Here is a 13,346-nt window from a genome sequence, read left to right as displayed (position 1 = left end):
TCAAGCAGGAGGGGGCGCAGCCCCTTCCTCTCACCCATGAAAACACGCGTGTAAATAAAGTTTTAGCCCGCAAGTGTAAATAACAAATGAGCCCAGCCGTCTTACAAATGGCTGGGCTCATTTTGGTTTTTCGCTTTAATGCCAAATAAGCTTCACCGTGATCTTACTTACGCTTTTGCGATTAATCGACTGATGAGTACGTTCATCCTTCAACTGCTCGATGATCTTGTTAGGCGAAACAGCGATGGAATTTGATCGTTGCCTGGATTTATTAATCATGGATTCCCACACGGACAAATACATACCTCCCCTAATGCCAGAATAGATCTTTAATGATAAGGTTTTCTGTAAAGGAACTGAGGGGCATTCTGGAAAACTCCCTCTTTTCAAAATCTAACTTACATTTACCTCAACTTTATAAGAAAGTTAAAAGAATGTTCTAATTTTACATTATAGATTAATTAAAAATTTGGTTGAGGGGTGGGTGGTCATCATTGACTTATATGTTATTTGCCTCGTCATAGGTGTGCTTCTGGTGGCATTAGGCTTATTCGGATTTGAATTAGGCAATCACATCGGGGTGGAAACATTCTCTCTCGCTTGTCTCTTTGTCACCTTCGGAGGGCTGGGATTGATAATAGAAAATTGGATATTAACTTCTACAATATCGTTAGGCTTCACTATTATAATCCATTTTCTGGTTATAGTCCCATTGAGAAAGGTACAAAGTTCCACATCAATCTCTCGTACAAGTCATGTGGGTAGTATTGCTACAGTAGTTTCGCTTGTACCTGCCAAAGGTTTTGGTGAGATTCTTATGAATGCGAAGCTTGCCCGATCCAACCAGATAGCATCGAGTTTCGACGGTGAAGACTTACCCGTAAATACGAGAGTAGTGGTTGTAACTATCACTAGTGAAGGTGTTTATCAAGTAAGTAAATTAAATTGATTATGAGGAGGTTTTTTAATGTCGATGCCCATTCTTATTGGTGGCGGGTTAGTGGTTCTAATTCTTGTTGTGGGGTTTTTGACTTTTATTTCAAAATACAAAACAGTCTCTCCAGACCAGGCTCTGATCGTAACAGGCAGCTATCTCGGCAATAGAAATGTTATTTCATCTGATCCCGATTCTATAAATCCTCGTAGGGTGAAGATCATAAGTGGCGGCGGAACCTTCGTCTTACCGATTTTCCAGCGGGCACAGGCGATAAGTCTGCTTTCGCATAAAATCGATGTTTCGACTCCTGAAGTCTACACGGAGGAAGGGGTACCGATCATGGCGGATGCAACCGCTATCATTAAAGTCGGCGGGACAATGGAAGATATCTTCTCGGCGGCCGAGCAGTATCTTGGTAAACCCGTTGAGTCACTCAGACTTGAAGCGCAGGAAGTTCTAGAGGGCCATCTTCGCTCGATTCTTGGATCAATGACTGTCGAGGAGATCTACAAAGACCGCAAGAAGTTTGCTTCTGAGGTGCAAGAGGTAGCCCACATCGACTTGAAAAAAATGGGTCTTACCATTGTCTCTTTCACAATCAAGGATGTACGGGATAAAAACGGCTATCTTGATGCCCTTGGTAAACCCCGTATTGCAGCTGTCAAACGTGATGCACAGATCGCCGAAGCGGAGGCCAATAAAGAAGCTGCTGTAAAAAGAGCGCAAAATGATGAACATGCGCGTCGTGCAGAGATCACAAAAGAAACGGCCATTGCTGAAGCTGAAAAGGATATGGAACTGAAAAAGGCAGCGTTTAAAAAAGAGCAGGATACGGCAAAAGCTGTAGCAGATGCAGCTTATGGTATTCAGCAAGCTACTTCGGAACAGTCCGTCATTGAAGCGAAGATGAAGGCGCAGCAAATCCAGAAAGAGAAAGATATCGAATTAGCGGAAAAGGAGTCCCTCCGCAGGCAGAAAGAGCTGGAAGGAACGGTAATGAAACAAGCCGATGCTGACCTTTACCGGCGTACTAAGGATGCCGAAGCCGCTCGTATTGAGCAAGAAACAAAAGCCGCTGCTGATGCCGAATCACTGCGTTTGCAGGCTGAAGCAGACGCCAATGCCAAAAAAGCCCGGGCGACTGCTGAAGCAGAAGCAGAACGGGCTAAAGGAACCGCAGCCGCTGATGTAGAACGCGCGAAAGGTAAAGCTACCGCTGATGCTGAGATCTCCAAAACGGAAATCCTCAAAGCACAGGGCGAGATGGAAGCCGCAGCTGAAAAAGCCCGTATTGATAACTTGAGTGCTGAGGGTCAAGCAACAGCATTCGCTATCGAAGCTAAAGGTATTGCAGAAGCGAGGGTTTTCGAGGCTAAGGCTAAAGCCGAGGTAGAGAAAGAAATGGGTCTTGCTGAAGCAGCTTTGAAACTTGGCCAACTTCGCTTCGTCGAACTTATTACTGCCGTTCTCCCAGAAATCGCTGGTAAGATTGCCGAACCAATGGGCAACATCGATAAAATCACGATTATCGACACCAATAGTGAAGGTGGAGGTGGTATGGGGAAAATCACAGGTCAAGTAACAAACCTCATGAAATTCCTACCTGAAGTTGTTGAGGATATGACTGGCATAAAATTGTCCGATGTACTCTCAGGATTAACAAAAGGCCGTCTTAGTGGGGAAGCCTTCGATCCGGTCAGTTTTCCTAATCTCTTGAAAAGTCTCGAAGGGGTAGATTCGAAGGCATTAGAAGCTGTTCTGAAAAATTTCAATCCAAATAAAGCTGAAGGGCCTGAAGTTGAGTAGGCATAGAGGAATTTATAAAAACAAAGGCTGACTTCGTCACCGCTTTTGATTTGTACGCGGACGGACATTTCTACGCTGATAAAAATAAATATTATATAGTGACGCGTAATAAGTTCTTTGCTAACCCGTCTATATCTTGTTAATGCAGGAGAACGAGAACATGTATGCATCAGGAAACCGGGCGCTGCAGAGCTAATGCTACATGTTCTAGTCCAGGGTTCAAATGGCAAACCGCAAAATATTGCGAAACTTGACCTCCCACCTTTGCTGCGGCTCAATGCTAGCGGCGCTTATATCATCGGTGTAAGATACATATCTGCGAACTGCTTCGATACCATTGTGACGCTCCAAATCTCCTGAAGCATCTGATATCGGGTTTGTGAATCAGTGCTTCAGTGAAGCCAGTTACCCCGATGGATGAATCTCTATTTACGGAAATTTTCTCTAATCATAAATTCACAGTCCAGTGTATGATCATTTACCATTCCAGAGGCTTGCATAAAAGCGTAACAAATCGTCGACCCGACAAATTTGAAACCTCGCCTTCTCAAATCCTTACTCATCGCATCCGATTGCGTTGTAGTCGCCGGAACCTCGCTTTTGTTGCGCCAATGATTACGAATCGGTATGCCACCGACGAACTGCCAAATGTACGCATCAAAGCTGCCGAATTCCTCGCGCACCTTCAAAAAGTTTTGAGCATTTGTGATTGCCGACTGAATCTTCAAGCGATTGCGGATGATCCCCCCATCTTCCATCAACTCCTCCACCTTGTCCTGATCATATTCTGCCACTTTGTCCGGATCAAATCCGTCGAAGGCTCGCCGATAGCCCTCGCGTTTCTTCAGTACTGTATACCAGCTTAAACCAGCCTGCGCTCCTTCTAACAGAAGTAACTCAAAGAGTTTTTGATCATCATGGACCGGTACTCCCCATTCATGATCATGATAATCCATATACAACGGATCTTCATTGACCCAAGCGCAACGTACAGGCATCCATTCCACCTTCCTTTCCTAAAACCAACTATAAGATACGGGCTACGAGCGAGTGAAATCATATAAAATAAAATTTGCTTTAGAATTAAACACTCTAGGGCATTCTTGTTAAAGTCGAGAAACCTTATGGGCATATAACAAGGCATTCTGTATCTCCTAAGAAATTCTGAAATTCATTGCTGTTATATTGCAATTTTATATATGTATGAGGACCAGTTAATACCTTAGCTCTGACATTCACTCTTGAACCTTCGTTGCAAGTTGTTGTTCGCCATGGGCAAAGTTATGATTAAGCAAAAACCCGACCTCTTGCAGTCGGGTTCTACATTTGGTGGAGGCGAGGGGATTTGAACCCCTGTCCGAAAATAACGCAACATGTACTTCTACGGGTGTAGCCACAATTTTGATGTCACCCGAGTATCGCCCCATTTATTATTGACAAAGTTTATTTGAGATGATACATTGGCGTAATACCCATTTTTATGGGTCATATTATAAGGGGTGTTTTATATGTTTTTACCTGTGCACGAACGATTCATAACTCAAACAAAGGAAAAGCTCAGTCAAGATCAACGAGTTCGGGGCCTCCTTGCAGGCGGTTCCATGATGACGAAGACCATGGATGAGTATAGCGATTTAGACCTTATCATCGTATACGACTCTGCCTATCAGGAGCAAGTCATGAATCAACGGCTTGATATTGCAGAAGGAATGGGCAAGCTGCTTTCTGGTTTCACAGGTGAACACGTTGGTGAACCTCGTGTGGTTATTTGCTTATATGGACCAGAACCTCTGCATGTCGATCTTAAATTCGTTACATTGGAAGAGCTTAATATACGGATTGAAAACCCTCTTATTTTATGGGAGAGGGATCAGGAAATCAGTAGAATTTTTGAAGAAACCTCCCCCTCACATCCATATCCAAGTGCACAATGGATAGAGGACCGTTTCTGGGTCTGGATCCATTATGGCGCAACAAAGTTAGGAAGAGGAGAATGGTTTGAATTAATCGATCATATTACATTTATTCGCGGTACTGTATTAGGTCCTTTGGTGTTGATGCGTAATGGCCAACTTCCCAGAGGAGTTAGAAAGCTGGAACAGTATGGCGTCAGTGAAATAGCAGAACTAAAAAAGACGATCCCTTTACACAGTTCCGAGAGTTGCTACCATGCGTTAAAGAGTACTATCCACATCTATAAACGCTTGCGTCAGCATCCTGATGGACTCGTATTAAAAGAAGAGGCGGAACATGCATCTATTGCTTACCTTGAGAAAGTGTATGCTTCGTTGATTAATTAGAACGCAAAAAGAGCACCTGGAACGCTGCTCTTTCTCATGGTATTGGTGGAGGGGAGTCGAATCCCTGTCCGATGGAACGCCACATGGGTTTCTACGGGTGTAGTCACGCTTGCGTATTATAACTCTTCATGCGTTTTTGGATCCTGCCCCCATAAGCGTCCGTCCTCACTGCTGAACGCTGAGATTGCTTTCATTTCCTCTTCCGACAATTCGAAATCAAAAATATCCAAATTCTCAGTCTGGTGCTTTAAAGAACTAGCCTTCGGGATCGGAAGCGCTCCAAGTTGGATATGCCAACGCAAAATCGTTTGTGCGTTTGTCTTCCCATGAGCCGCAGAAATTGCTCCAATCTTTTCATCCTTCAGCATGCTATGACCGCGGCCCAGAGGGCTCCACGATTCCGTTACGATACCTAATTCAGCATCTTTCGCACGCTGATGCTCTTGATTGAAATAGGGATGGAGTTCAACTTGATTTATACTTGGTGCAACCCCGGTCTCCCGAATCAAACGTTCGTTGTACTCCGGCAGGAAATTGCAGACCCCGATGGAACGGATATAGCCCCGCTTCTTAGCTTCAATCATCGCCTGCCAAGCTTCCACATATAAATCAATTTTGGGATTAGGCCAATGGATCAAATATAGATCGTAATAATCCAGCCCTCCTCTATATAATGACTCCTCAATCGTTACAATGGCTTCCTGATAAGCTTGTCGACGCCCAGGCAGCTTCGAGCAGAGTAACTGGAATTAATAACGACCTGACTTTCCATTGCTTCCAAATCTCTCAATACATGATTATTCATCTAGGAGAAGCGCAAGGCTTGTCTTCTCATCCACATCGTTGCAACCCACTTTTCCCCTTTGATCACTGGTGTACCTGCATGCAAGGTGAAATCGTTTAATTCATGACTACTGTAGAAATATTCGAAGTAGACCGCCATGCCTTTGTTAGGAATAACAGAAATATTAAGCAAAGGGAATGCCGTTTCTCCGCCTTCCTCCACATCATTCAAATATATCACGAGCGTACTAATCCGATTATTGGCACTTGCCCGACTTGTTTCTGCGAAAAAATCATAATGAGGACGATACTCTTCGCCTGGGGTATACAGCAGAACTTGCAAGCCATCACCATGCTCGATAGGAATATTCATAATTTGAGAGAAACGCTTCTCGATTCTTGTAATCGTCTCATTCTCCTCACAGAACACCCCGCTGCTCGTTCTAATTTGATTGACTACATGATCCCCGCCTATTTTTGAACGTTGCAATTGTCCTCTGGAATGTTTAATCAGCTCATCGCATTCCTCATTGCTAAGCACATTTCCTAGTACGACAACCAGAGGTTCCTCATACTTGGCAAGGATTCGAATCTCTCGATCTTCTGTCTTGATCGTATTTCCAGTATGATCAAATATCGTCCGTTCGTTCTCTTTCGTATTCCCAGTCATCTTTTACAGCCCCTAATTAAGACATCCACCCTAAACGATACCATAAAATGGAACTATTTGCTCAACTAAATTCAGAAAAATCAAAATAATCAAGCTGCCTGATAACCTAAAATAGGATGAGAAAACAAGAGAACCCAGCAATCTTTTTAAAAAATTATCTTGTATTAAGTGGGCGACACCATTTAAAGCAATAGAAAAACCCGACCTCTTGCGGTCGGGTTCTACATTTGGTGGAGGCGAGGGGATTTGAACCCCTGTCCGAAAATAACGCCACACAGGCATCTACGGGTATAGTCACGGTTTTGATGTCACCTTAGCAAGCGCCCTATGAATCATCTGTCTACAGAATGTTCTTTCAAAATATATGCAGCATTCTCCAACGAACACATTCCTTTTGCAATATCTACAATAAACTCCACTGCATATTCACGTTCCATTCTTAGATGTTTTCCATTTAACATAAGGAATGATTTTGTAACCAGATAGGCTGTCCGTTTATTGCCATTGTGGAAGCAATGATTCTTCACCAGAGACTCTAGTAAGGCCGCAGCTTTGTCATATAAATTTCGATAAGCATCTTCCCCAAAAACACTTTGCTGAGGTCTATGTACCGCAGATTCCAGCAAGCCGTGATCCTTCACACCCGCTTGGTCTGCGTCGTTCATTTTTTTCATCATGAAGTAGTGGGCTGAAATAATCTCTTCTTTGGTCAGGAATGTTGTCATTTCATCGGTCTCTTAAATCCTCTAGGATACCTTCGTCCTCTTCAAATACGTCAAAGAAAGCTTCAAGAACCTCTGGTCTTACATTATCGGGAAGTTGACCTTGCCTCGCCTTTTTCAATACCACTTCACCACGATCATTCTCAATAAATTCGATCTCATCGCCTTGTGAGACATTTAACTTTTCAGCAAGCCTTTTCGGCAAGCTTACTCCCAGGCTGTTGCCCATTCGCCCTATTTTGCGGGAATAACGCATCACATTCGGTTTATCATTTGTCACTTTGACCACACCATTCATTGATTTTCCCCTCTCTATAAGTATACCCTGCACTCAATCGGTTATAACTGTAATAACCTTTATAACGGTATGTACATACTAACAAATTTCTGCTCAAATATAAAGCAAAAACACCATCCTCTTGCGGATGGTGTTCATGATGGTGGAGGCGAGGGGATTTGAACCCCTGTCCGAAAATAACGCCACACAGGCATCTACGGGTATAGTCACGGTTTTGATGTCACCTTAGCAAGCGCCCCGCAACAGGCTATCGCCAAGGTCAGCCTGATTGTCTTCTTCAGCTCACCGCAGGCGGAGATGAGACAGCGTATTCCACTATATGTTAGCCCCTATCCCAGTCACATGGACGATGCTGGGTAGAAGCACGCCAACAGTTTCTTAGGCTGCTAAAGCGTAGTTGTTTTGAGTTTTGCCATTTAATAGGCTTTAGCGTTGATAAAGCGGACGCGTCCCCACTACCCGCAACCCGTGCTCGAACTATCCCCGTCGAATCCATAAACGCCCCCAATGTTGCATAAACGGCATCGTTGCCACCGTCTAGCAGGTGAGACGCTCAATGACATGTCGCCGATCAATCATTACATCAGCTTCAACGCTTCGAGCAAAAGTTAATCATTCGTTAATACTTCTATAGTATAACACATTTGATCAGGAAAGATCAGATGTCTTTCTGGAAAGCTTGGCTTCCGCCGCCATATTAACCAGCAGCCGCTACCTTGCCACCTTCTGCTTCTCGCGCAACGCCCGTTGAATATCCCGCTGAGCATCCCGTTTGGCTGACGTCTCGCGTTTGTCATACTGCTTCTTACCTTTACCCAGTCCAATCAGCAGCTTGGCATAACCATTGCGCACATAAATCTTGAGCGGCACAATCGAATATCCATCCTGCTTCGACAGGCCCAGCAGCTTGTGAATCTGCGCTTTATGCAGCAGCAGCTTGCGCGCACGCGTCGGATCGGTCGGATTATACCGGTTGCCCTGCTCGAAAGCGCTGATATGCATGTTATGAATGAAAATTTCGCCGTTGCGGATGGTCGCAAACGCATCGCTTATGTTTGCTTTTCCCAGGCGCAGCGCCTTGATCTCGGTTCCCATGAGCACAATGCCCGCTTCAAACGTATCCTCGATGAAATAGTCATGGGAAGCCTTCTTGTTCTGGGCCAGTTGTTTCCCGTCACTCTTCTTGCCCATGCCAATCACCTCTTTACTCAAGATACAATCATGTCCTTCAGCTGCAAAATGAACTCCCGACAGCCTTTAGTCAGGAGTCCATTGTAGCAACTTTACCGGCTGAAATCAAGAACTGCTAGCAGCTGCTTTAACCGGTTTCGGCTTTAATTTTCGTTATTCTTGGCAACGGCTGCCGGGCCGCCGCCTTCGTTCTTCTTCTTGGCCGGTCTGCCGGCATTGCCTTGCGGGCTGCCGCTTGGGCTTGCTGCGCTCGCGCCGCCTGCACTCCCAGCCGGTTTCTTAGCCCGGGGTCCTCCGGATCTGCCTGCTGAAGACTGGTTCCGTCCAACGCGAGTCGTGGTAGGGCCCATGCCCCGCCCGCCGCCCGAACGGCCATTCCGGCCTGAAGCGCCTCCGCGGCCTCTCTTGCCGCTACGGTCATCCGGATCTTCACCATCATCAATAATGCCGCCCGTCCCGCGAATCGGTAGGCCCCACATATCATTGCGCACCGGGCGCGCAGGCGCGGCATTCGAATCAATCTGCTCCGCCGCTGCGGCTATTGTTCCCTTGCTGTTATCTTCATTCCCCAATATTCGGTCCAAGTTATAATCATCCTCCGGTTTCCAGGCGCGTTTGTCGCCTTTGCTTCTCTTTATCTCACTGCCTTCTCCAGCTCCGCCGGCACGTCTTGCCTTACGCGGCTGAGCGGCTGGCTCCGCTTGACCTCTCCCACGCGGACCTACACTGGCCGTTCCGCCTGCTGCTCCGCGTCCACGCCCGCCCCCGGATGCGGCCGAATCACGGCCTGCCGCTTCCGCGCCGCGCGGTCCGCGGTCAGCGCCCGCTTCACCGGGCTTGCGCCCGCGTTTCGCTTTCACGCCGCCTTTGCGCCCGGCGCCTAGTGCCGCCGCGCCCGGCTTGCGCCCACGCTCGCCGCCGCGGGCATCCGCTCCGCCGCTCTTGCCGCCCCGCCCGCTGCGCAGACCACCGGCAGCCGTGCCTTGACTGCGTTTGCCGCGGCCGCCGCCCGGCAGCGCGTCTGTGAACTCGCGTCCGCGGCCGCCGCGCTCCACGCTTTCCGCTTTGCTCTCCACAATAGCGAAATCGATCGTGTGCTCGATCATGCTTACGGCATCAACACGGACGCGAAGCTCGTCGCCGATCCGGTACATCTTCGATGTCCGCTCGCCGATAAGCAGCATATGCTGCTCATGAAAATGGTAATAATCATCGTTCAGGTTGCTGAGACGAATAAGTCCTTCAACGGTATTGTCGAGCTCCACGAATATCCCGAAGCTTGTCACGCCGCTGATGATGCCCTCGAATTCCTCGCCGATTTTGTCGAGCATATATTCACATTTCTTCAGCTTCTCCGTATCGCGCTCCGCATCGACCGCGACACGCTCCCGCTCGGAGGACTGCTGGGCAATATCCGGCATACGGGCCGCAAGCGCCTCAATCCGTGATTCCGGCAGCGTACCGCCATTCTCCAGCACCTCGCGCATGACACGGTGGATGACCAGATCGGGATAACGCCGGATAGGCGATGTGAAATGGGAATAGAATTCGGCGGCAAGCCCAAAATGGCCTAGACTCTGGGCATCATATTTGGCCTGCTTCATGGAGCGCAGCATAACGGTGGAAATAACCGTCTGCTCTTTCGTGCCGCGGATATCCTCCAGCAGCGTCTGCAGCGCGCGCGGATGAATTTCACTTCCGCCTTTGCCTTTCACCGTGTAACCGAAATTCGCCGCGAACTGCACAAAATGCAGCAGCTTCTCGGAGTCCGGATTTTCATGAATCCGGTAAAGGAAAGGAACCTTGAGCCAGTAGAAATGCTCCGCAACGGTCTCATTGGCGGCGAGCATGAATTCTTCAATGATCTGCTCGGCGACCGAGCGTTCGCGCTTCACAATGTCGACAGGCTTGCCTTCCGGATCCACAATGACCTTGGCTTCCACAAAATCAAAGTCGATCGCTCCCCGCTTCATCCGCGTGGAACGCAGGCGCATGGCAAGCTCCTCCATCAATGTGAACGTATCCACCAGCTCGGCGTAGCGCTCCATCATTTCCGGATCCTTATCCGCCACGATTTTGCGCACATTGGTGTACGTCATACGCTCTTTGGTCCGGATGACGCTGGTGAACACATCATGCCTGACCCGCTTCAGCGTAGTGGCATCGAACTCCATCTCGCAGGACATCGTTAGACGGTCCACCTGCGGATTCAGCGAGCAGATGCCGTTGGAAAGCCGGTGCGGAAGCATCGGAATCACCCTGTCCACGAGATAGACGCTGCATCCGCGGCGGTACGCTTCCTGATCCAGCGCCGACTTCTCGCGCACATAATAGCTGACATCAGCGATATGCACGCCCAGCAAATAATTGCCGTTCTCCAGACGCTCGATATTAACCGCGTCATCCAGATCTTTGGCATCCTCGCCGTCGATCGTGACAATCACTTTATTCCTTAAATCCCGGCGTCCCTGCTGCGCGATTTCTTCATCGCTGATGGATTCAGGCGCGGCCTCCGCTTCAGCGAGCACATCCTCGGGAAAGCCTTCGGGCAGCTGATGCTTGCGGATGATGGATAGAATATCCACGCCGGGGTCGTCTTTATGACCGAGCACCTCGACAATCTCGCCTTCTGCAGCCGAGCGGCCCTCCGGATAAGAGATGATGCGGACGACAACCTTTTGGCCCGAGACCGCCCCCTTGAACTCCCCTTTGGCGATAAAAATATCGCGGTTGATCCGCTTGTCGTCCGGCACCACGAAGCCGTAAGCCTCGTGACTGTCGAATGTACCCACCACCTGGGTTACAGCGCGCTCCACAACCCGGTTGACTTCACCCTCCATACGCCCGCCGTTCTCGCTCCTGGAGGTGATTTTGACCAGCACCGTATCGCCATTCATGGCGCTTTTCAAATCATTGGCCCCGATGTAGACATCCGGGTGTTCCTTGTCCTCCGGGATCAGAAAAGCAAACCCCTTCGCATGCGCCTGGATTCGGCCGCGGAGCAGGTTCATCCGCTCGGGAACGCCATAGCGGTCCTTGGGGGTGCGGATGATTTTTCCTTCATCCTCCAGCCGATTGAGCAGAATCAAAAAAGCTTTGAAGGATTCGGCATCGCCGCCGCCCATATGCTCTTCGAGTTCTTTATATGTCATCGGCTTATACGCGGGCTCGTGCATAAAATCCAAAAGCTGCTGCTCCGTCGCCATATTCCTCTCACCTCGTGTACCGCTTTGCCGTCTATATGAGTATGCAGCAGTCGGTTGATAGATTTCCATATACTATATAGTATACACGAAAGTGGCCGCTACCATCCGCAGTCGTTTAGGGCAAATAAAAAAAGCGGGGGTCATCCCGCTTTTCGCTGCATAGCTTTAACTTATTTGACTAAGTAAGCAACAACCAATGCAAGCACAAAGAATCCGACAGCAATGCCGATTGTCAAGCGCTGCAAAAATAAATCCAGACCGCGAGCCTTTTGCTTGCCGAACAAATGCTCGGCACCGCCAGAGATCGCACCCGATAATCCTGCGCTTTTACCTTTTTGCAGAAGAACTACAGAGATCAAGCCCACTGCGAAAATAACAAGCAAAATTCTAAATGTAATTTCCATGGTTCCACCTCCCAGACAAGGAGCATCATTTTGCCGCTGCCTTGTCGTTACACGAGGACAAGACCAGTAAAACAGCATTTTTATTATATCACGGCAAAAATTTTAATACAAGACGGACAACGGGCATGGCCCTTATTTAAAACCCGTTCTCGCGGAAAAATTCCAGACAGATCTTCGCGCTTTCAAGCGACGAGGAATTGAACTCTTCCTGCTCCACAATAAAGTATTCAATTCCGGCCTGCTCAGCTACACCAAGAACGCTTTTCAGATCGACCACACCTTTGCCGACCTCCGTATCGCGGGTTCCCTCGCCGAAATCCTTGAAGTGGGCGAGCGGAACACGTCCGGCGTACCGGTTCACATAGTCGATAGGCTTCTGTCCGCCCATATGCACCCAGCCCAGGTCAAATTCGGCAAACAAATACTCAGCCGGCACACGCTCCAGCAGCAGGTCAATCAGGGGCCGGCCATTCACCAGCTTGAATTCAAAAGCATGGTTGTGATAACCGTATCTCAGACCTGCCTCATTCACCTGTCTGCCTGCGGCCTCCAGAATCGCCGCGAGGCTGTTCACGTCTTCCTCCGCCGGATTCTCCGGCAGCGGCGCCCAAGGCGTTACAATGTACTTGAGGCCGATTTCCTGAGCATATTCAATTTGCTTCGCCAGATCTTCCTGAATCTTGTCCGGGGAGGAGAAGTTCAGCCCCACATGTGCAGAAGGCGCTTCCAATCCTGTGCCGTCAAGGACTGATTTCAGCTCTTTCGCCGGCGTATTGAAATAACCTGCAAACTCAACCGCCTTATAGCCCATATCGGCCACCTTACGGATCGTTCCCAAAAAATCCTTTTCCGTCAAATCACGCAGCGTATATAACTGTAAGCCAACAACCGGATTTGCCATATCATCCACCTCGTTCAATTTTTTTGTGAAGCAAAATAACATATAACACTGGAAAGCATACGCTTCTTTTGGCAGCGCAAACAACATACCATCGAAGGTTATGCGTTTTTGCTTTGCTCCAATTTCAC

General features: G+C 48.2%; 11 protein-coding genes, 1 other RNA gene and 1 pseudogene. 2 read left to right on the top strand and 11 right to left on the bottom strand.

The features are described from left to right. Positions 1-135 precede the first annotated feature (135 nt). The gene (locus AC0YNV_RS29025) at positions 136-297 is read right to left on the bottom strand and encodes a hypothetical protein (RefSeq protein WP_475771132.1); all 162 of its coding nucleotides are present in this window, start codon (positions 295-297) and stop codon (positions 136-138) included. Positions 298-967: 670 nt separating this feature from the next. Here AC0YNV_RS29025 and AC0YNV_RS29020 point away from each other — a divergent pair. Beyond that, a complete protein-coding gene (locus AC0YNV_RS29020) occupies positions 968-2,743 on the top strand; it encodes a flotillin family protein (protein ID WP_475771131.1) in 1,776 nt (591 codons plus the stop codon). 425 nt (positions 2,744-3,168) lie between these two features. Here AC0YNV_RS29020 and AC0YNV_RS29015 read toward each other — a convergent pair whose 3' ends face one another. Beyond that, on the bottom strand, positions 3,169-3,741 hold the full coding sequence (locus AC0YNV_RS29015) for a DNA-3-methyladenine glycosylase I (RefSeq protein ID WP_475771130.1): 573 nt from the start codon (positions 3,739-3,741) through the stop codon (positions 3,169-3,171). Between the two features lie 510 nt (positions 3,742-4,251). On the opposite strand from AC0YNV_RS29015, the gene AC0YNV_RS29010 reads away from it, so the two are divergent. After that, entirely contained in the window at positions 4,252-5,043 is a 792-nt protein-coding gene (locus AC0YNV_RS29010; protein ID WP_475771129.1) for a nucleotidyltransferase domain-containing protein, read from the top strand. Positions 5,044-5,159: 116 nt separating this feature from the next. Here the strand turns inward: AC0YNV_RS29010 and AC0YNV_RS29005 are convergent. The 9 genes and pseudogenes from AC0YNV_RS29005 to AC0YNV_RS28965 all read right to left on the bottom strand — a co-directional run. Continuing rightward, positions 5,160-5,786: pseudogene (locus AC0YNV_RS29005) on the bottom strand (aldo/keto reductase); the annotation flags it as partial. Between the two features lie 62 nt (positions 5,787-5,848). Further along, positions 5,849-6,496 (bottom strand): 2OG-Fe(II) oxygenase, encoded by a 648-nt coding sequence (locus tag AC0YNV_RS29000; RefSeq protein WP_475771128.1) that lies wholly within the window; start codon positions 6,494-6,496, stop codon positions 5,849-5,851. A gap of 332 nt (positions 6,497-6,828) precedes the next feature. Beyond that, entirely contained in the window at positions 6,829-7,221 is a 393-nt protein-coding gene (locus AC0YNV_RS28995; protein WP_475771127.1) for a type II toxin-antitoxin system death-on-curing family toxin, read from the bottom strand. A 1-nt stretch (position 7,222) separates the two neighbouring features. After that, the gene (locus tag AC0YNV_RS28990; protein WP_210045069.1) at positions 7,223-7,516 is read right to left on the bottom strand and encodes an AbrB/MazE/SpoVT family DNA-binding domain-containing protein; all 294 of its coding nucleotides are present in this window, start codon (positions 7,514-7,516) and stop codon (positions 7,223-7,225) included. A gap of 140 nt (positions 7,517-7,656) precedes the next feature. Beyond that, positions 7,657-8,022, bottom strand: a transfer-messenger RNA (tmRNA) gene (gene ssrA / locus AC0YNV_RS28985). A gap of 205 nt (positions 8,023-8,227) precedes the next feature. Continuing rightward, positions 8,228-8,707: an SsrA-binding protein SmpB gene (gene smpB, locus AC0YNV_RS28980; RefSeq protein WP_210045070.1), complete on the bottom strand. Its 480-nt coding sequence runs from the start codon at positions 8,705-8,707 to the stop codon at positions 8,228-8,230. A gap of 143 nt (positions 8,708-8,850) precedes the next feature. Next, positions 8,851-11,913 carry a ribonuclease R gene (rnr, locus tag AC0YNV_RS28975; protein ID WP_475771126.1) on the bottom strand — a complete coding sequence of 1,021 codons (3,063 nt, stop codon included), beginning with the start codon at positions 11,911-11,913 and terminating at the stop codon, positions 8,851-8,853. A gap of 170 nt (positions 11,914-12,083) precedes the next feature. Further along, positions 12,084-12,317: a preprotein translocase subunit SecG gene (gene secG / locus AC0YNV_RS28970; protein WP_210045072.1), complete on the bottom strand. Its 234-nt coding sequence runs from the start codon at positions 12,315-12,317 to the stop codon at positions 12,084-12,086. A gap of 136 nt (positions 12,318-12,453) precedes the next feature. Then, positions 12,454-13,218 carry a sugar phosphate isomerase/epimerase family protein gene (locus AC0YNV_RS28965; protein ID WP_475771125.1) on the bottom strand — a complete coding sequence of 255 codons (765 nt, stop codon included), beginning with the start codon at positions 13,216-13,218 and terminating at the stop codon, positions 12,454-12,456. Positions 13,219-13,346: the final 128 nt, after the last annotated feature.

The sequence above is a fragment of the Paenibacillus sp. JT31N11 genome (assembly GCF_056269285.1).
The sequence above is the reverse complement of the archived record's forward strand: the minus strand, read 5'-3'. Positions and strand labels throughout refer to the sequence as shown.